Source organism: Comamonas kerstersii, assembly GCF_002056725.1.
Lineage (GTDB): Bacteria > Pseudomonadota > Gammaproteobacteria > Burkholderiales > Burkholderiaceae_C > Comamonas > Comamonas kerstersii.
In genome coordinates, this window is the sequence record NZ_CP020121.1 from 882,501 (window position 1) to 901,125 (window position 18,625).

The following is an 18,625-nucleotide window of genomic DNA, read 5'->3' on the forward strand; positions in this document are numbered from 1 at the left end:
TGTATTACTCACCCGTTCGCCACTCGCCACCAGACCGAAGTCCGTGCTGCCGTTCGACTTGCATGTGTAAGGCATGCCGCCAGCGTTCAATCTGAGCCAGGATCAAACTCTACAGTTCGATCTTGAATTTAAGGTCTTGCGACCCACTCATAAAAACGGAATTGAAGTGAACTTCACTTCTATTCTCATGAGCGTTTGATTTGGCAATTCGCCTTCAAACGCCCACGCTTATCGGCTGTATCTTGTTAAAGATGCCTCGAAGATCAATTTCTTCAAGTTTCGTTCGCTGCGATCAGCGAAGCCTTGTATTGTAGCACCGTTTTTCGGTGCCTGCAAAAAGAATTTGAAATTTTCTTTTTGCGTCGCTGACTGCGTGTTGCGATCAGCGAAGACTTGCATTGTACATCACTTTTGGTGCTTCGCAGAAATTTCTGCAAAAACCTTTTCAGCGATTGGCAGCAAGAAGCTGCTCTGTACTAGCAATGGAGCGAACTATAGCACCGTTTTGGCACTGTTTCAGAAAAAAGCTTTTCAGTCGCAGCCATCAAGATGGCTGCGACTGAGGCAGCGCACAGCGCTGCCTTGGATAATGCAGTCACCATGGCATTGATTACTTTATTGGACGCCCAGCTTGCGTTTGGGCATGTGGCCTTGCTGGACCACGCCAGCTTTGCGCTGGAGAGCAACGAGCGCGTAGGACTAATTGGGCGCAATGGCGCTGGCAAGTCTTCGCTGCTGAAAATTCTGGGGGGATTGACCCACGCTGACGATGGCAGTCTGCAGGTGCAAAACGGCATTCGCATTGCCTATGTTCCGCAGGAGCCTGATCTAAAGTCTGAGCACACCGTGTTTCAGGCGGCTGCCGAAGGCCTGGCTGAGATTGCCAAGCTGCGAGAGCTGTATCTGTCTGGCGCGGAAGGCGTGGATCTGGATGCGCTGCAGTCTCAGATTGAAGCGCAGGATGCCTGGAACTGGGAGCAGCGCGTCGAAGAGACGCTGCAGCGCCTGCACCTGGATGCGCAGGCGACGGTGGGCAAACTCTCTGGCGGCACCCGCAAGCGCGTGGCCCTGGCGCAGGCGCTGGTGACCAAGCCTGATGTGCTGCTGCTGGACGAACCCACCAACCACCTGGATCTGGATTCGATTGCCTGGCTGGAAGACCTGCTGCTGGACTATAAGGGCAGCGTGGTGACCATTACCCACGACCGTGCCTTCCTGGACCGCATTGCCACCCGCATTGTGGAGCTGGACCGTGGTCAGCTGCGCAGCTACCCCGGCAACTTTGCACAGTACATGCAGCAAAAGGAAGAACAGCTGCAGCAGGAAGCCGTCATCAACGCCAAGGCCGACAAGCTGCTGGCACAGGAAGAAGTGTGGATTCGCAAGGGTGTGGAAGCACGCCGCACCCGCAGCGTGAGCCGCATTGAGCGCCTGAAAGACCTGCGTGCCAACCGAGCCGCCCGCCGGGAAGCGCTGGGCAGCGTGAAGCTGGACATTGATTCTGGCAAGGACAGCGGCTACCAGGGCAAGATCGTGGCAGAGCTGACGAATGTCTCCAAATCCTTTGGGGACAAGACCATTGTCAAGCACTTCACAGGCACCGTGCTGCGTGGCGACAAGGTCGGCCTGATTGGCCCCAATGGCGCGGGCAAGACGACGCTGCTCAAGATGATTCTGGGCGAGCTGGAAGCGGACACCGGCAGCATCCGCCGTGGCAACAACCTGCAGGTGGCCTACTTTGACCAGATGCGCCACCAGATCGATCTGGATGCGACGCTGGAGGACTTCATCAGCCCCGGCAGCGAATGGATCGAAATTGGCAGCAACAAGAAACATGTGAAAAGTTATTTGCAGGATTTCCTGTTCTCGCCTGCGCGTGCGCACTCACCCGTGCGATCGCTTTCCGGCGGTGAGCGCAACCGCCTGCTGCTGGCACGCCTGTTTGCACGCCCTGCCAATGTGCTGGTGCTGGACGAGCCAACGAACGATCTGGATATCGACACCCTGGAATTGCTGGAAGATCTTTTGCAGCAGTACGACGGCACGGTGTTCCTGGTCAGCCACGACCGCACCTTTCTGGACAACGTGGTCACCAGCATCATTGCTGCCGAGGGCGATGGCCTGTGGCGCGAGTACGAAGGCAGTGTGCAGGACTGGCTCACCCAGTCCCAGCGCAGCCGGGAACTGGCGGAGCAGGCAGCCAAGAGCAGCGCGGCCAAGGTGGTGACACCCGTCAAGGAAGAAGCACCCAAGGACAAGGCCGTGCTGCCAGGCGCCAAGCGCAAGCTCAGCTACAAGGAGCAGCGCGAGTTGGAGCAGCTGCCTGACCTGATTACGGCACTGGAAGAAGAGCAGGCTGCTATCCGCAAGGAACTGGAAAACCCTGCGATTTACGCCCGCGACAACGCCCGAGCCATGCAGCTGCATGCGCGTGATGGCGAAATTGAAGAGGCGCTGATGCAGGCGCTGGAGCGCTGGGAATTGCTCTCCAGCTAAGCGCCGCAACAAAAAAAGGAGCTACTAGCGCTCTTGAATCAAGGATTTCAAATAGTTTTCTATCTGAATTCCTTGTATTTCAAGCGCTGGCAGCTCCTTTTTTATGAGTTGCTTTAGATGCGGTGACGCACGTCAGGCGAAGCACGCAACTGGGCCAGTACCGCAGGTGCAATCTGGTTCAGCGGCAATACCTCATGGGCTGCGCCATGGGCGATGGCTTCACGGGGCATGCCAAAGACGATGCAGCTGGCCTCGTCCTGCACATAGTTGTAGCTGCCTGCGTCTTTCATCTCGCGCATGGCGACAGCGCCATCTGCCCCCATGCCGGTGAGCATGATGCCAAAGGCATTGCGGCCCACGAACTGCGCCACAGACTTGAACAACACTTCCACCGATGGCTTGTGGCGGTTCACGGGAGGTGCCTGCTCATCCACCACGGCCACATAGTTGGCACCACTGCGCGAAATAGAGAACTGCTTGCCGCCAGGTGCGATATAGGCATGGCCGGGCAGGATACGTTCACCATGGACCGCTTCCTTGACCGTGATCTGGCACAGACTGTTCAGGCGCGCGGCAAAGCTGGTCGTAAAGCCGGGCGGCATGTGCTGGGTGATGACGATGGCGGGCGCGTCAGCAGGCATGTGCACCAGCACCTCCTTGATGGCTTCGGTGCCACCGGTCGATGCACCAATGGCGATGAGTTTTTCGGTCGAGAGCTTGCCCAGCAGACTCGCACTGCTGACTGCAGGCTTGGCAGGTGCTGCTGCAGCCGCACCGCCAGCGGCAGGCGCAGTGTGGGCAGGACGAACCATGCGATGCACATGGGCCGAAGCGGCAATGCGGATCTTGTCTACGATTTCCGTGGACAGCTGCTGCAGGCCATTGGCCACGCCTACGCGGGGCTTGGCCACAAAGTCCACGGCACCCAGCTCCAGCGCACGCATGGTCACTTCAGCGCCACGCTCGGTCAACGTGGAGATCATGAGCACGGGCATGGGGCGCAGGCGCATGATGCGGCCCAGAAAGTCGATGCCGTCCATCTTGGGCATTTCGACGTCCAGGGTGATCACGTCCGGATTCTTTTCGCGAATCATCTCGCGCGCGATCAAGGGATCGTTGGCCGTCCCTATGCACTCCATGTCAGGCTGGCGATTAATGATTTCAGCGAGCAGACTGCGCACCAGTGCAGAGTCGTCCACCACAATCACCCGAATCTTGCGGTTCATTCTTCTTCAACCTCTCTCAAAACAGATCCACGCTGCCGCCTGCATTGGTTTTGGCCAGCTGTGCAGCGCTGCCGCGTGAACGTTCCTGCTCCACCAGCACTTCGGGGTGTGCATGTGCCAGGCGCTTGACCATGGCCTTGCCCGTAACCGGGAAATACACCACCTTGCGAGGGTAGATATCAAGAACGTCTTCCGACACAATCGGAATGCGCTCTGTTTGCAAATATTGCGTCACGAATTCTGTATTGCGCTCGCCCACATTCATGGTGGTGAAGTTGGCCATGACCTGCCCACCCCCAAAAATCTTGGCCTGCATGGTCTCGCGGCGAGCGCCCAGCTTGATCATTTCGTTGATCAGCACTTCCATGGCATAGGAGCCATAGCGGCCACTGACGTCTGTGCTGTCGCCCTCCGGCAGCATGAAGTGGTTCATGCCGCCGATGTTCATGGTTCTGTCCCACAGACAGGCCGCGATGCACGAGCCCAACACCGTACAGATCACGATATTTTCACCGGTGACAAAGTACTCGCCGGGCAAGACTTTGACGGCATTGAACTGAAAGTGATGATCAAAGTAGAAAAACGATGCCTCGCCAGGCTTGCGAGGCCGCCTGCGCAGCGTGTCCAGCAAGGAGGCATCCTGCCTTCTTTTTTCTGCTGCGCCAGCATCCCAGGAAGTGCCTGCACTGCCAGCCCCTTGCAATGTCCGAGTGTTCATGGCTGTGCCTTCTTCATTCCTGGTGGGACATGTATGCCGACATGCATCTAGATGCGCTCGTAGACCGTCTTGCCCCGCAGGACAAACAGATCGCGCGATTCGCTGAAATTCTCCGCATGCCCGACAAACAGCATGCCGCCCGGCTTCATCACCCGGTGAATGCGCTCCAGCACCTTGCGCTGTGTGGGTGCATCAAAATAAATCATGACATTGCGGCAGAACACAATGTCAAACGGTTCCTTGAACGGCCAGTCGTCACGGATTAAGTTGACCTGCATGAACTCGATCATGCGGCGCAGCTCAGGCTTGACGCGCACCATGCCGGCATTGGATGCCTTGCCGCGCATGAAGAAGCGATGCAGGCGCTCCTGACTCAGACTCTTGACGTTCTCCATGCGGTAGATGCCGTTGGACGCCGTGTTGAGCACATTGGAGTCAATATCGCTGGCAATCAGCTTGAAATGCGCGCCAGCGCCCAGGGCTTCCTGCGCCGTCATGACGATGGAGTAAGGCTCTTCCCCGGTGGAGGCCGCATTGCACCAGACACGCCAGGAGGTGCTGGCAGGTTTGCTCTTGAGGTGCTGCGCCAGAATCTGAAAGTGGTGCTCTTCACGGAAGAACGACGTCAGATTGGTGGTGAGCGCGTTGACAAACTCCTGCCATTCGCGCGCATTCCCTTCCTTTTCCAGCCAAGTCAGATAGGCATCAAAGCTGTCATGCCCGGTCTCGCGCAGGCGGCGGGACAGACGGCTGTAGACCATGGCGTGCTTGCCATCGTGCAGGCTGATCCCTGCGTGTTTGTAGATCAGTGCCTGAACGCGGCTGAAGTCTGCCGACGTCCAGGCGAACTCTCTGCCTTGCGCTACGGGAGCAGAAACCTGTACAGAAGCCGAGAGTTGACCTGTGGAACGCATGAAGATGTTGAAAAGAAATTTCCGTAAAGAAGACCACCAGAGCTGATTGCAGCAGCCCGCGCAGCATGGCGCGCACTGCGGGCGAGACGGCAGATGCCGCCGTGGAAGAGGTTACTCGGTAGGAGCCACCAGCCCCATGTCCACGTTGGACATCAGCTTTTCAATGTCCAGCAGGATCAGCATGCGCTCGCCCACCGAACCCAAACCCAGAATACAGCCATTGTCGATGGCGCTTTCGATATCGGGTGCGGGACGGATGGCTTCAGGCGCCAGCTCCATCACGTCGCTGACCGAGTCCACCACAATGCCCACCACACGGTTGTGCAGGTTCAGGATGATGACCACGGTGAAGCTGTTGTACTCCACTTCGGAGCAGTTGAACTTCAGGCGCATGTCCACGATAGGCACGATGGTGCCACGCAGGTTCACCACGCCCTTGATGAATTCAGGCGCATTGGCAATGCGTGTGGGTTGCTCGTAGCCACGGATTTCCTGCACCTTCAAAATGTCGATGCCGTATTCCTCCTCGCCCAGACGGAAGGTCAGATATTCGCGGGCACCGCTGGACTTGTTTTCAGCACTCTTCCCCATGACGCTCATTGCTTTCTCCTCAGGTATCAGGGGCGTCCGTTGTTTTCAGGACGCCAGCCTGCTCCAAAAAAATTCCATGCTCTGGGTGCAGCAGCTGCTGCACCCGCTTGTTTCTACCGATTAACGTGCGCGGCGCACCAGGCTGCTGGTGTCCAGAATCAGGGCCACCGTGCCGTCACCCAGAATCGTTGCGCCCGACACATTGGGCACCTTGCGGTAGTTGCTCTCCAGATTCTTGACCACCACCTGGTGCTGCCCCAGCAGCTCATCGACCAGCAGCGCCACGCGCATGCCGTCGGACTCGATCACCACCATGATGTCGCTGCGCTTGCCGTCGCCATGGCGAGGCACGCCAAAGACCTTTTCCAGCTCGATGACCGGCATGTACTCGTCGCGCACCTTGACCAGCTGCGCGCCTTGCGTGACGGTGCTGACATCGGCAGGGTTGACCTGGAAGGACTCGACCACCGAAGACAGAGGCAGGATGTAGACCTCGTTGCCCACACCCACGGACATGCCATCCATGATGGCCAGCGTCAGTGGCAGGCGGATGGACACACGCATGCCCACGCCCTGCACGGAGTCAATTTCCACCGAACCGTTAAGCGCCGCAATGTTCTTGCGCACCACGTCCATGCCCACACCGCGGCCGGACACATCCGTCACCACATCGGCCGTGGAGAAGCCGGGCGCAAAGATCAGCTGCCAGACTTCGCCATCGGGCATGCTGTCCGAGACATCCATGCCACGCTCACGCGCTTTCTTCAGGATCTTCTCGCGGTTCATGCCCTTGCCGTCATCACGCACCTCGATGACGATGGAGCCACCCTGGTGCGATGCCGACAGCGTCAGCGTACCGGCTTCAGGCTTGCCTGCAGCCAGGCGGTCCTCAGGCGATTCGATGCCGTGGTCCACGCTGTTACGTACCAGGTGGGTCAGCGGATCAGTAATCTTTTCAACCAGGCCCTTGTCCAGCTCGGTCGCTTCGCCCTGGGTGACCAGGTTGATCTTCTTGCCCATCTTGTTCGCCAGATCGCGCAGCATGCGCGGGAAGCGGCTGAACACGGTGGACATGGGAATCATGCGGATGGACATCACCGCTTCCTGCAGGTCGCGGGTGTTGCGGTCCAGGTCGGCAAGACCCGCCAGCAGCTGCTGGTTGGTCGAAGGGTCCAGCGCGCGGCTGTTCTGTGCCAGCATGGCCTGAATGATGACCAGCTCGCCAGCCAGGTTGATCAGCTGGTCTACCTTCTTCACATCCACACGGATGCTGGTGGATTCCATCTGCGCAATATTGGGGCGGGTCACGGTCTTGACCGCTGCTGCCACTGGCTTGTTCACGGGCGCACCGGGCGCGCCATCAAAAATGCCAAAGGCTTCGCTTTCAGGCAGCGCCACCGCAGGGGCTGTTGCTTCATCCTTGGCTTCGGCAGGCGCCTGTACCACCTCAGCAGGTTCAGAAGCAGCAGCCTGTGCGGCAGGAGCGGCAGCGCCCACTGGCGAAATCTGCACCTGTTCCTTGGTCACGTGGAAAGCCATCAGGTCCAGCAGATCATCATCCGTAGACTGCGTTTCCACTTCAAACAGACGCGACTTGGGTTCCTCGCAGGGCAGGTCCTTGATGCTGCCCAGCCCTGGGATGTCGCGAAACAGCTCCTTGATCGCGTCGGCCGTCTCCAGATTTTCTACAGGACCAATCTTGATCTGCAGATGACGCACGCCACCGGCAGCCGGTGCTGCAGCGGGCGCAGCCACCACTTCTGGGGCAGGAGTTGGTGCGGGAGCCGGGACAGGCTCGGGTGCTGGAGCAGGCTGTGGTGCAGGTGCGGGGGCCGCAGCAGGTGCAGCGCCCTCACCAGCGGCCAGGCGAGCAATGCGCGAGACCAGATCTTCCGTAGGCAGTGCTTCGCCTTCGCCGCCCGCCTGATGGCGTGCCAGCAGGCTGCGTGCAGCATCGCTGGCTTCCAGCAGCACGTCCACCATCTCGGGGACGGGCGTGATCTCGTGACGGCGCAAGCGGTCCAGCAGCGACTCCATCTTGTGGGTCAGCTCGGCAACATCGGTAAAACCAAACGTGGCAGAGCCGCCCTTGATGGAGTGTGCGCAACGGAAAATGCCGTTGAGTTCTTCGTCATTGGCAGCGTTCAGGTCCAGATTGAGGAGCATCTGCTCCATCTGGTCCAGGTTCTCCGCCGCCTCTTCAAAGAAGATTTGATAGAACTGCGTGAGGTCAAAATCGGCTTCTGCTCCGCCTTGGTGTGTATCCGCCATGAGGTTTCCTACTATCTTTTTCTTGGTATCCGGTTGACTGGTTTCTTCTGAGGTCAGCGAATTACCTTCTGCAGCACTTCAATCAAACGATTGGGATCAAACGGCTTCACCAGCCAGCCTGTTGCCCCAGCAGCTCTGCCAGCCTGCTTCATCTGGTCACTGGACTCGGTCGTCAAAATCAAAATGGGCGTGTTCTTGAAACGTGGATGCTCACGCAACCGGCGCGTCAATCCAATGCCGTCCAGACGGGGCATGTTCTGGTCTGCCAGCACCAGATCAATGTGCTCTGCCTCGACTTTTTCCAAGGCATCCATTCCGTCAACAGCTTCAACCACCTTGTAACCGGCCCCAGACAAAGTAAAGGAGACCATTTTTCGCATGGATGGTGAGTCATCAACAGCGAGGATCGTATGCATGTAAAGCTCCAACGGACTTCTAAAAATTTCTGAATCTGGTTTCAAAACAGCTCGATTGAACCAGCATCCATTTCGCTTTGCGTGACAGGATTCGGTCTTTCTGGCTGAACTGGCATTACAGGTACATCCAGCTCATCCTCTTCGCGCCCCATGGTTTCAGAGGCCAGACGAAAAGCACAGCTTTGTAACACCCGGGTGGTATGCCCAATCAATTGGGTTGCCATGTCGTGAAACTGCAGCTCTGTGACAGCTCTGCGCAAGGCTGCGCGCGCTGCTTCAAGATCTGGATCCTCTGCATCCCGGTTACCGGCCAACAAGACATTGGCCTCACCAAAACGCTCCAACAAATTGGTCGTGGCATGATTGAGCAGGCCTTCCAAACGATGCAAGTCGCGCATGACCACAAGCAGAGAGTCCTGCAGTTCGGCCGCAACCATGACGGGAACCTGTACCACAGGCTCGTCAGATGGTCTTTGCGTAGAGTGCATTGTTTCTCCAAGTTGGCGGAACCAGTCACCAGTTCCAGACATAACACGGCCGTTTTCGGTGGAAGTCTGACTTCTGAGGCTTACTCACAGCACGAACGAATGTATCCCCAGAAGAAAATTTGTTCCAATATGTTTCCATATGATAGCGCTTCCGGAGAATGGCAATCCTGCAGATAAGCCCCTGCTTGTGCTTCACCTTGAGGATTCAAAAGCCGATCAGCGGCTGGCTCAGATTACGCTGAGCAAGTCAGGACTCGCATTCGACATTATTCATTGCGACAAACTGGACGAGTTTCTAGAGCTGCTCAAGACCCGCCGCTTTGACTTAGTTCTAGCCGACTTCTATCTGCTCGGTTTTACAGCGCTGGATGCCTGGGAAGCTGCGCGGCAGCTGCCGCATTGCCCACCGTTTGTGCTGCTGTCCGGCGCTATTGGGGAAACCGCTGCCGTGCAGGCCATCCGGCAGGGGATTGCTGACTATTTGCTCAAGGACGACATGGCCCGGCTGCCCCATGTCATACTGCGCGCCCTTGAAGTCCATGAGGCGCGGTGCGCCAGGGAAAAGGCCACGCAGGAGCTGGAACGCTCCGAGCGCCAGCTGGCCGAGCTGACTGAGCACCTGCAAAACTCCATCGAGCAGGAGCGCGCTGCCATTGCCCGCGAAATTCATGACGATATTGGCGGCTCATTGACCTCCGTCAAGTTTGATTTGTCCTGGATCGAGCGAAATACCACAGATGCTGGCATCCAGAACCATGCGCGCGCCGCGCTGGAGATGCTGCAGCACGCGCTGGGGGCCAGCCAGCGCATCATGATGAACCTGCGTCCACCCGTGCTCGATCAGGGGCTGGTGGCCGGGGTGCAATGGCTGGCAGAGAACTTTGAGCGCCGCACGGGTATTCCCACGCGGCTGCATGCGCCGTCCTTCATCGACGTGCCTGCAGATATCCAGCTCGTTGCCTACCGCACGGCCCAGGAAGCACTGACCAACGTGGGCAAATATGCCCAGGCGAGTGCTGTACACATGGACCTGTCCAACGCCGAAGGTTTTCTCACGCTGGAAGTGCGGGACAACGGCTGCGGCATCAGCCCTGAGCAGCGCAACAAGCCCAAGGCCTTTGGGCTGCGCGGTCTGGCCGAGCGCGCCAAGACCGTGGGTGGGTGGCTGGATGTCAGCAGCCAGGTGGGCAAAGGCACGAGCATCATCGTGTCCGTCCCGCTGCCGTAAAACGTAATATGTACCGACTACTTGCCTCTCAGAAGGAGACGTCTTGATCGATGTTGTGATTTGCGATGACCACGCGGTCCTGCGCCGCGGCATCCGTGACACGCTGGCAGAAGCCACAGACATCCGGGTGCGCGCTGAAGCGGGCGGCTATACCGAGCTGCGCGAAGTGCTGCGCAACACCCCCTGCGCGGTCCTGCTGCTGGATATCAACATGCCGGGCCGCAATGGCCTGGAAGTGCTGGGCAGCGTGCGCGAGAGCTATCCCGACATCAAGGTGCTGATGGTCTCCATGTACCCGGAAGACCAGTACGCGCTGCGCTGCCTCAAGGCAGGTGCCCATGGCTACGCCAACAAGTCTGGCGACCCCATGCAGCTGATCGAGGCCGTGCGCGTGGTGCATGCAGGCCGCAAGTTCCTGACCCCGGAAGTGGCACAGATGCTGGCCGACAGCCTGACCCAGCCCACACCGGAAGCGCCACACGCCACACTCTCAGAGCGCGAAATGCAGACGCTGCAGAAAATTGCCACCGGCAAGCGCCTGACCGATATTGCGGAAGAGCTGATGCTCAGCCCCAAGACGGTGAGCGTCTACCGTGCACGCGTGCTGGAAAAGCTGCAGCTGAGCAATAACGCAGAATTGACGGTTTACGCCATACGCAACAATCTGGTTTAAAAAAACATAGCGCCTTGCACCCAATGAAAAAGGACTTCAGCATGAATTACATGCGAAGTCCTTTATTTTTCAGCGCAAGCAGCTCTCTTTTTTATAAGAAGCCGCCGCCAAACACCGCCAGCGTGCGCTCAATCATGCTGAGGAAGGGCTGCTCCATCATGGGCAGCGTGGCCGTGATGCCCAGCATGCCCACCGTCAGCGTGATGGGAAAGCCTACGGCAAACACGTTCATCTGCGGCGCAATGCGCGCAATCACGCCCATAGTCAGGTTCACAAACAGCAGCAGCGCCATCATGGGCAGCGCAATCCACAACGCGCTGGAGAACACGGCCGAGCCCAGCTCGTGAATGCGCATCTGCGAGACCGCCTGGATGAACGAGCCATCCACCGGAAACGCCTGAAAGCTTTTGATCACGGCCATCAGCACAAACACATGGCCATTCACCACGATGAAGAACAGGGTGAAGATCTGCACCAGAAAGCGTGAGACAGCGCTCAGCTGCGCACCGCTGGAAGGGTCAAAGAAGGAGGCAAAGCTCAGGCCCATCTGCAGGCCGATGAATTCACCCGCCACCTCCATGGCCGCAATCACCAGCCGTGCGGAAAAACCAATGGCCAGGCCGATGCCCACCTGCTGAATCACGCAGACCAGTGCCTGCGGGGAGTTGACATGCACCACTGGCTGGTCACCCAGCACGGCCTGCGCGCACACGGCCACCAGAAAGGCCAGCGCCACCTTGACGCGCATGGGAATGGCTTTTTGCGAAAACACGGGCGCAGCCGTGAACATGGCCAGTGTCCGCAGAAATGGCCAGATGATGGGTGAGAGCCACGCCATCAGCTGCTCTTCGGAAAAGCCAATCACCGTTTACACCCTGCCCTAGCCTAAGGCACTGGGGATGTTTTCAATCGTGCGCCGGATGAAGTCCACCACGGTGGACAGCATCCACGGCCCAGCCACAGCAAACACCAGCACGGCTGCTACCAGTTTGGGCACAAAGGACAAGGTGTTTTCGTTGATCTGGGTGACGGCCTGAAAAATGCTCACCACCAGACCGACAACCAGCACCGTCAGCAGCACAGGCAGCGAGACCATGAGCAGCAGCGTCAGCGCTTCACGCCCGAAGGTCAGTACGGATTGAGGAGTCATGACCTGCGCCTTTCCTCTAAATGGCAAAGCTGGCAGCCAGCGAACCCACCAGCAGGTTCCAGCCATCGGCCAGCACAAACAGCATGATCTTAAAGGGCAGCGCCACCAGCACGGGAGACAGCATCATCATGCCCAGCGACATCAGGATGGAAGACACCACCATGTCAATGATCAGAAACGGAATAAAGATCATGAAGCCGATCTGAAACGCCGTTTTCAGTTCGCTGATCACAAAGGCCGGCACCACCACGCGAAATGGCGCATCTTCAATCGACGTACCGGGCTCCAGCTTGGCCAGACGGGAAAACAGCGCAAAGTCGGACTGCCGCGTCTGGCGCGCCATGAACTCGCGCACCGGTAGTTCGGCCTTTTTCAGCGCGTCTTCAAACTCCATCTGGTTGCTGGTGTAGGGCACGTAGGCGTCCTGGTAGACGCGGTCCAGCGTCGGCCCCATCACAAACAGGGTCAGAAACAGCGACAGGCCAATGATGACCTGATTGGGCGGTGCCGACTGCGTGCCCAGCGCCTGGCGCAGCAGGCTCAGCACAATCACGATCCGGGTAAAGCCCGTCATCATCAGCAAAAGGGCTGGCAGAAAGGACAGTGCGGTAAAGAACAGCAGCGTCTGAATGGGCACCGAAAACGAGCTGCCCGCGCCGCCAGAGCCCACCAGTACCGGCAGGCTGGGGCCCGCGGCCGTCTGCGCTGCTGCGACAGCTGGCAGCCAGCAAAAAGCCGCCCCGACGGCGGCTGGCATGGCCCAGTGCATATGGGAAGTGAGAAAGCCTGATCGCATAAACGCTCTCATCAAGGTTGCGCCGTGGTCGTGGTGCTCGCCGTGCCGTCCTGCACCTGCGCCATGACACCTGCAAAGCTGGCAGCCGCAGGCTGTGCGGTCGCGGGCTGACCCAGCACATGCAGGCACTGGATGTGCTGCGCCGTCACGCCCAGCACCAGGCGCGTTTTTTCCGTACCCTGGCCGACCTCCACCGTCACCACACGCTGCCCGGGGCCAATGGCCACGGCAGACAGCACCTTGGTGCTGACGCTGTCTGCCCCATGCAGGCCCTGCTGGCGCTGCTGCCAGCGCCGGAGTACCCAGGGCAGCGCTGCCAGCGCGCCGATCATGAGGAACAGCGCCAGCAGCGAAGAGGTCCAGCTCACGTTATCCACGGCTGACGCGGCGCAAGCGCTCAGAAGGTGTGACCACGTCGGTCAGGCGGATACCGAACTTGTCGTTCACCACCACCACCTCGCCCTGGGCAATCAGATAGCCGTTCACCAGCACGTCCATGGGTTCACCAGCCAGAGCGTCCAGCTCCACCACCGAACCCTGGGCCAGCTGCAGGATGTACTTGATGGGCACCTTGGTGCGCCCCAGCTCCACGGACAGCTGCACAGGAATGTCCAGCACCATGTTGATGTCGTTCACCGGCACTTCGGTGCCCACAGGGCCCGATGCATAGGCAGGCTTGCCCGACAGTGGGCCACCCTGCTCGGCGTCCAGCGTATCGCGGGGGGCGTCGGTCTGCTTCTGTTCTTCCAGTGCTTCGGCCCAATCCGAGAAGGGATCATCCCCAGGGATGCTGCCGCTGTTGTTCTGATCAGTTGCCATTCTTCTCTCCGGTCCAGTTCGCATCCACACCCCGCAGACACTGCTCGATGCGGATCGCATATTTGTTGTTGTGCGTGCCGTACTGGCACTCAAAAATCGGTACGCCACCAATCGACGCCTTGATGCGTGGCTGGCGCTCCAGCTCGATGAAGTCGCCCGGCTTCATGGCCAGCAATTGCTCCACCGTTGCATCGGCGCGGGCCAGCTCAGCCACCAGCGTCACTTCGGCGGACTGGATTTCCCGCGTCAGCACCTTGACCCAGCGGCGGTCCACTTCCATGGAGTCACCCTGGGTGGACGAGTACAGAATGTCTCGAATGGGCTCCATGGTTGCATAAGGCATGCAGATGTAGATGGAGCCGGAGACATCGCCGATTTCCAGCTGAAACGAGGTGGACACCACGATTTCGCTGGGCGTCGCAATATTGGCGAACTGTGGCTGCATTTCCGAGCGCTGGTAAGCCAGCTCCAGCGGATAGATGCCATGCCAGGCTTTTTTGTATTCCTCGCTGATCACATCGACCAGGCGATTGATCACACGCTGCTCGGTGGCCGAGAAGTCACGGCCTTCAATACGCGTCTGCAGGCGACCCGTGCCGCCGTACAAGGTGTCAATAATGCCGAACACCAGCGAGGGCTCACACACAATCAGGCCATTGCCGCGCAGGGGGCGAATGGCCACGATGTTGAAGTTCGTGGGCACTGCCAGGCGGCGCAAAAAAGCGCTGTAGCGCTGCACGCTCACCGTGCCCACGGACACTTCGGGGCTGCGGCGGATAAAGTTAAACAGACCAATACGGAAATTACGCGCGAACCTTTCGTTCACGATTTCCATGGTGGGCATGCGCCCGCGGACGATACGCTCCTGACTGGAAATGTCATAGTTGCGTACCGCACCTTCTTCGACTTCTTCCAGGTCAGACTTCTGGCGCTCGCCCGTCACCCCTTCCAGAAGTGCATCAACTTCCTCTTGCGACAGGAAAGAATCGCTCATGCGGATAACTCCTTGCGCTTACTGGATGATGAAGCTGGAAAACAGCACACGGCGCACCGGATTGGCACGGCGGCGAGGGGTGTCAAACTCATCGTCTTCCATCTCGCGGCGCTGCTTGTCCCAGCCCATGGGGCGTGTGACTTCACGCAGGATATCTGTGGCCAGCTGCTCCTTGCCTTCGCGCTGCAGCAGCTCATCGGCTGTGCGCTGCGACACCAGCATCAAAATGCCATTGCGAATGCTGGGCATGTACTGCTTGACGGTGGTTGCCGTGGCTTCATCCTGCAGCTCCAGCGTAATGCCAATCTGGGCATAGCGCTCACCGCCGGGGTCGGCCAGGTTCACCACCATGTTTTCCAGTGGCAGGAAGGTGGGGACCAGCGTTACCTTCTTGGCAGGTGTGTCTTCAGCATAGGGGTCGCTTTTTGACTGGTTGGCAAAAAACAGCGCAGCTGCTGCAATCACAACGACCAGCAAGGCGGCGATAGCACCGAACACGATTACTTTTTTGCTCTTGCCTTGCGCCGTAGCGGCGGCAGTATTGGTTGCGGCCACGTTATGTTCCTTCAGGGATAAAAGTGTGTTGGCTCAAATCTGGCTGTTCCTGCGCCCATCATCCAGGACGCAGCACACTAAGGTCTTATTATTTCGAAGAAGCCCGAAATCATAGCCAGAATAAAAGGCTGAAACAGCCGACAAAAAAGTCGTCTACCTCCGCGCACGGCCTCCGGCCGGCGCTCGATCAGGCGTACAAGTCCAGCCCGCGTCCTTGCGGCACACGCGGCGCAGCCTCAGCCCGGTGGGTCTGCACAGGCACTTCCACCACGCCATGGCGTGCCGGGCCGTCCTGCCAGGCATGGCGCTGCGCGCCGCTGTGGGGCGCCGCATCGCCATCGGTCTGCGCCTGCACCTGTACACCGGCCAGCTCCAGCCCCTGCTGCTGCAGCAGCTCGCGCAGCTGCGCCACATTGTCATCGAGCAGTGCACGGGTCTGCATCTGGTCTGCGCGGAAGGTCACATGGGCTTCATTGCCGCGCACGGACACCTGCACGCGCACAGGCTGGCCATCCTTTTCCATCACCACTTCCGCACGCTGCTGCTTGCCTCGCAGCCAGAAGCGCATGTCTTCCACCGGCGCATCGTGCTGCGCCTCAAACATGGCGTCCTGCGCCTGCTGGACTTCGCGCACTGCAGTGTCCATCAGCCGTGTGCCACTGCCCTGCCCACCACCCAGTGCTTCCACGCCACTGGCAGATGCGCTGCGGGTGCCGTCTGCACGCTCACCCGGCCTGGCCTGCACGCCTGCGCTGCCCGCCCATTGCTCCACCTGCGCCATCACGCGCTGCAGCGTGGGCTGCATTGCGGCCTGGCCCTCGTCCAGCGTCCAGTTGCCCTGCAGGCTAAAGCGACCGCTGGCATCGGCGCTGCGCTGTGCATCGCCCGTGACCAGCTGCTCCACCACTTCCGCCGCATCTGCAGCCTGCGCCAGCAGCACGGTGGCAGCAGACTGGACCACGGCGGGGGCTTCCGAAGCGCCCTCTGCCTGTGCGACTGTCTGCACGCCAGCGGCGACGGTGGCCACCTGCTGGCCTGCTGCCACATGCATCTGTGCACCCAGACCACGCCCTTGCGCCTGCGATGACAGGCCTGCCGCCTGCCCGGTTGCCCCAGCATCTGCACCCAGCAGGCGCTGCGCCTGGCCCAGCAAATCATCCAGGCTGAGCGCGGTAGCCAGTACCTCGCCCGGCGGCAAGTCCTTGAGGTCTGCCGCCATCAGCGATGCCTGATCCTGCAAGGACAGGGCGGCGCCATCGAGCGCCTGCACATCGTCCTGGCGCAGGCCCTTGAGCAAGCTGGAAAACTTGGCCGCACTGGCCTGACCAGAGCGCTCATCGACAGATTCCGGCTTGTCCTGCGCTGCAGGCTTGTCTGCATGTTTGGCTTTGGGTTTGGGCGGTATGGGCACCATCGCTTGCTGAATATCCATGCTCATGCCTCCTGAAACTGCATGCCAAACGTTCGACCAATGAATTGCAGTGCGGCACGTTCGTCCGTCTGCTTTTGCTCGCGGCGCATCTGCGCCAGCTCCATGTCACGGCGGCGTGTTTCCACCACCTTGTTCAGGCTGGTCAGGCGCAGCTCTGCGGCCATCAGCGCTTTCTGTGCAGCTTCCAGGCGGATGGACTGGTCTGCAATCACCCGTGTCTGCAGGTTGATGGCGTGCTCCAGCCGCTCCATGAACTGCCGGTGGTGCACCATGACTTCAGGCTTGAGCGAAGCGCCTTCTGTCGCACCCCAGCGCTGCTGCATTTCTGCGGCATAGTTCTCCAGCTGCTCCATCTGGGACTTGGCAGCATCAAAGGCATGCTGACGCTCACGCAGCGCCTGGCGTGCGTCATCACGTTTGCGCACGGCCATTTCAATTGCGATCATCAATGCATTGAGCGAAGACATTCCAAATCCCTCTCGTTATCTCATCCTGGCTGGCCTAAGACGGCTGCCATGTCTGCCAAACTTTGTTCCATGGAAGCAGACTCAAACATGGTCTGCTGCAGGAAACGGGCCATTGCTGGCTGCAAGCGAATGGCCTCGTCCACCAAAGGATCGGAGCCGTTCACATAAGCTCCTACTTGTATCAAATCCTTGCTTTTTTGATAGCGCGAATAGACGGCTCTAAACCGTCTAGCTAATTCGAAATGCTCGCGCGAGACCACGTTGTGCATCACGCGCGATGCCGACTGTTCGATATCAATGGCGGGGTAGTGCCCCTGCTCAGCCAGCGCGCGCGAGAGCACGTAGTGGCCATCCAGAATGGCGCGCGAAGCGTCCGCAATCGGATCCTGCTGGTCGTCGCCTTCGGACAGCACGGTGTAGAAGGCCGTGATCGAGCCCACGCCATTGAGGCCATTGCCGCTGCGCTCCACCAGCGCAGGCAGCTTGGCAAAGCACGAGGGCGGATAGCCCTTGGTGGCTGGTGGCTCACCAATGGCCAGCGCAATCTCGCGCTGTGCCTGTGCGTAGCGGGTCAGCGAATCCATGAGCAGCAGCACATGCTTGCCCTTGTCCCGGAAATGCTCGGCAATCGCTGTGGCGTAGCTGGCGCCCTGCATGCGCAGCAGCGGCGGAGCATCGGCAGGCGCGGCCACCACCACGGCACGCGAGCGGTCCTGCGCGCCCAGAATGTCTTCCACGAACTCTTTGACTTCGCGGCCACGCTCACCAATCAGACCGACCACAATCACGTCGGCCTTGGTGTAGCGCGCCATCATGCCCAGCAGCACAGACTTACCCACACCCGAGCCTGCAAACAGACCCAGACGCTGGCCACGGCCCACAGTAAGCAAACTGTTGATGGCACGCACGCCGGTATCCAGGCTTTCACGCACGGGGGCGCGTTCCATGGCGTTGATGGGCTCGCGATCCAGCGGCTCGGCCACCACATCCTGCAGCTCACCTGCACGGTCCAAAGGCTGGCCCTGTGAATCAATCACCCGGCCCAGCAGGCCATCGCCCATGGGCAGGCGCAGCACGCCCGTAGCCAGCGATGGCACCTTGGTATCATCAAGGCGCAGCGGCGGCACAAAGGGCTCAGCAGGCGTCACCACGGCCCCGCAGGACAGGCCCTGAATATCTCCCGCAGGCATCAGAAAAGCACGCTCACCCGCAAAGCCCACCACCTCGGCCAGCACAGGCTCCGCGCCCGGCATCTGCAGGTGGCATTGGGAGCCCACAGGCACGCGCAGGCCGCTGGCCTCCAGCACCAGACCCGTCAGGCGCGTCAGGGTGCCATGGCTTTGCAGCGGCAGTGGCTGGTTGACGCGCTCACGCCCCAGCTGCAGCATGTC

20 protein-coding genes and 1 rRNA gene (1 of these 21 running past the window's edge) are annotated in these 18,625 nt (G+C 59.5%); 3 read left to right on the plus strand and 18 right to left on the minus strand.

The genetic code is table 11. The features are described 5' to 3' along the window. A 16S ribosomal RNA gene (locus tag B5M06_RS04125) occupies window positions 1-118 on the minus strand (it extends 1,413 nt beyond the left edge of the window). Between the two features lie 482 nt (window positions 119-600). Between B5M06_RS04125 and B5M06_RS04130 the strand changes: the two genes are divergently transcribed. After that, a complete protein-coding gene (locus tag B5M06_RS04130) occupies window positions 601-2,496 on the plus strand; it encodes an ATP-binding cassette domain-containing protein (protein WP_054066016.1) in 1,896 nt (631 codons plus the stop codon). A gap of 113 nt (window positions 2,497-2,609) precedes the next feature. Here the strand turns inward: B5M06_RS04130 and B5M06_RS04135 are convergent, their stop codons facing one another. The 7 genes from B5M06_RS04135 to B5M06_RS04165 form a co-directional block, all read right to left on the minus strand. Further along, window positions 2,610-3,722: a protein-glutamate methylesterase/protein-glutamine glutaminase gene (locus B5M06_RS04135; protein WP_054065958.1), complete on the minus strand. Its 1,113-nt coding sequence runs from the start codon at window positions 3,720-3,722 to the stop codon at window positions 2,610-2,612. Window positions 3,723-3,738: 16 nt separating this feature from the next. Next, entirely contained in the window at window positions 3,739-4,440 is a 702-nt protein-coding gene (cheD, locus tag B5M06_RS04140; RefSeq protein WP_077344573.1) for a chemoreceptor glutamine deamidase CheD, read from the minus strand. Window positions 4,441-4,487: 47 nt separating this feature from the next. Then, complete coding sequence (locus B5M06_RS04145; RefSeq protein ID WP_054065959.1) at window positions 4,488-5,354, minus strand: CheR family methyltransferase; 867 nt, start codon at window positions 5,352-5,354, stop codon at window positions 4,488-4,490. A 111-nt stretch (window positions 5,355-5,465) separates the two neighbouring features. Then, window positions 5,466-5,954 (minus strand): chemotaxis protein CheW, encoded by a 489-nt coding sequence (locus B5M06_RS04150; RefSeq protein WP_054065960.1) that lies wholly within the window; start codon window positions 5,952-5,954, stop codon window positions 5,466-5,468. Between the two features lie 111 nt (window positions 5,955-6,065). Continuing rightward, the gene (locus tag B5M06_RS04155; RefSeq protein ID WP_054065961.1) at window positions 6,066-8,216 is read right to left on the minus strand and encodes a chemotaxis protein CheW; all 2,151 of its coding nucleotides are present in this window, start codon (window positions 8,214-8,216) and stop codon (window positions 6,066-6,068) included. 53 nt (window positions 8,217-8,269) lie between these two features. After that, on the minus strand, window positions 8,270-8,632 hold the full coding sequence (locus B5M06_RS04160; protein WP_054065962.1) for a response regulator: 363 nt from the start codon (window positions 8,630-8,632) through the stop codon (window positions 8,270-8,272). Between the two features lie 41 nt (window positions 8,633-8,673). Further along, entirely contained in the window at window positions 8,674-9,120 is a 447-nt protein-coding gene (locus B5M06_RS04165; RefSeq protein ID WP_054065963.1) for a hypothetical protein, read from the minus strand. Between the two features lie 139 nt (window positions 9,121-9,259). Between B5M06_RS04165 and B5M06_RS04170 the strand changes: the two genes are divergently transcribed. Next, complete coding sequence (locus tag B5M06_RS04170; RefSeq protein ID WP_054065964.1) at window positions 9,260-10,348, plus strand: hybrid sensor histidine kinase/response regulator; 1,089 nt, start codon at window positions 9,260-9,262, stop codon at window positions 10,346-10,348. A gap of 43 nt (window positions 10,349-10,391) precedes the next feature. After that, on the plus strand, window positions 10,392-11,021 hold the full coding sequence (locus tag B5M06_RS04175) for a response regulator (protein WP_054065965.1): 630 nt from the start codon (window positions 10,392-10,394) through the stop codon (window positions 11,019-11,021). 91 nt (window positions 11,022-11,112) lie between these two features. Here B5M06_RS04175 and fliR read toward each other — a convergent pair whose 3' ends face one another. From fliR to fliI, 10 genes are all read right to left on the minus strand, one after another. Continuing rightward, entirely contained in the window at window positions 11,113-11,886 is a 774-nt protein-coding gene (fliR, locus tag B5M06_RS04180) for a flagellar biosynthetic protein FliR (protein ID WP_054065966.1), read from the minus strand. Window positions 11,887-11,901: 15 nt separating this feature from the next. Then, window positions 11,902-12,171: a flagellar biosynthesis protein FliQ gene (gene fliQ, locus B5M06_RS04185; protein ID WP_054065967.1), complete on the minus strand. Its 270-nt coding sequence runs from the start codon at window positions 12,169-12,171 to the stop codon at window positions 11,902-11,904. A 16-nt stretch (window positions 12,172-12,187) separates the two neighbouring features. Continuing rightward, window positions 12,188-12,940 (minus strand): flagellar type III secretion system pore protein FliP, encoded by a 753-nt coding sequence (fliP, locus tag B5M06_RS04190; protein WP_054065968.1) that lies wholly within the window; start codon window positions 12,938-12,940, stop codon window positions 12,188-12,190. A 38-nt stretch (window positions 12,941-12,978) separates the two neighbouring features. Then, entirely contained in the window at window positions 12,979-13,299 is a 321-nt protein-coding gene (locus B5M06_RS04195) for a FliO/MopB family protein (RefSeq protein WP_054066018.1), read from the minus strand. A 37-nt stretch (window positions 13,300-13,336) separates the two neighbouring features. Then, on the minus strand, window positions 13,337-13,786 hold the full coding sequence (gene fliN / locus B5M06_RS04200) for a flagellar motor switch protein FliN (protein WP_054065969.1): 450 nt from the start codon (window positions 13,784-13,786) through the stop codon (window positions 13,337-13,339). Next, the gene (fliM, locus tag B5M06_RS04205) at window positions 13,776-14,780 is read right to left on the minus strand and encodes a flagellar motor switch protein FliM (RefSeq protein WP_054065970.1); all 1,005 of its coding nucleotides are present in this window, start codon (window positions 14,778-14,780) and stop codon (window positions 13,776-13,778) included. Before fliM ends, fliN begins: the two co-directional genes overlap by 11 nt. A gap of 18 nt (window positions 14,781-14,798) precedes the next feature. Next, a complete protein-coding gene (locus tag B5M06_RS04210) occupies window positions 14,799-15,335 on the minus strand; it encodes a flagellar basal body-associated FliL family protein (protein ID WP_054065971.1) in 537 nt (178 codons plus the stop codon). Between the two features lie 187 nt (window positions 15,336-15,522). Then, window positions 15,523-16,767: a flagellar hook-length control protein FliK gene (locus B5M06_RS04215; protein ID WP_162777390.1), complete on the minus strand. Its 1,245-nt coding sequence runs from the start codon at window positions 16,765-16,767 to the stop codon at window positions 15,523-15,525. Between the two features lie 2 nt (window positions 16,768-16,769). After that, window positions 16,770-17,234: a flagellar export protein FliJ gene (fliJ, locus tag B5M06_RS04220; protein WP_054065973.1), complete on the minus strand. Its 465-nt coding sequence runs from the start codon at window positions 17,232-17,234 to the stop codon at window positions 16,770-16,772. A gap of 20 nt (window positions 17,235-17,254) precedes the next feature. Then, on the minus strand, window positions 17,255-18,622 hold the full coding sequence (gene fliI / locus B5M06_RS04225; protein WP_054066019.1) for a flagellar protein export ATPase FliI: 1,368 nt from the start codon (window positions 18,620-18,622) through the stop codon (window positions 17,255-17,257). Between the last annotated feature and the right edge of the window lie 3 nt (window positions 18,623-18,625).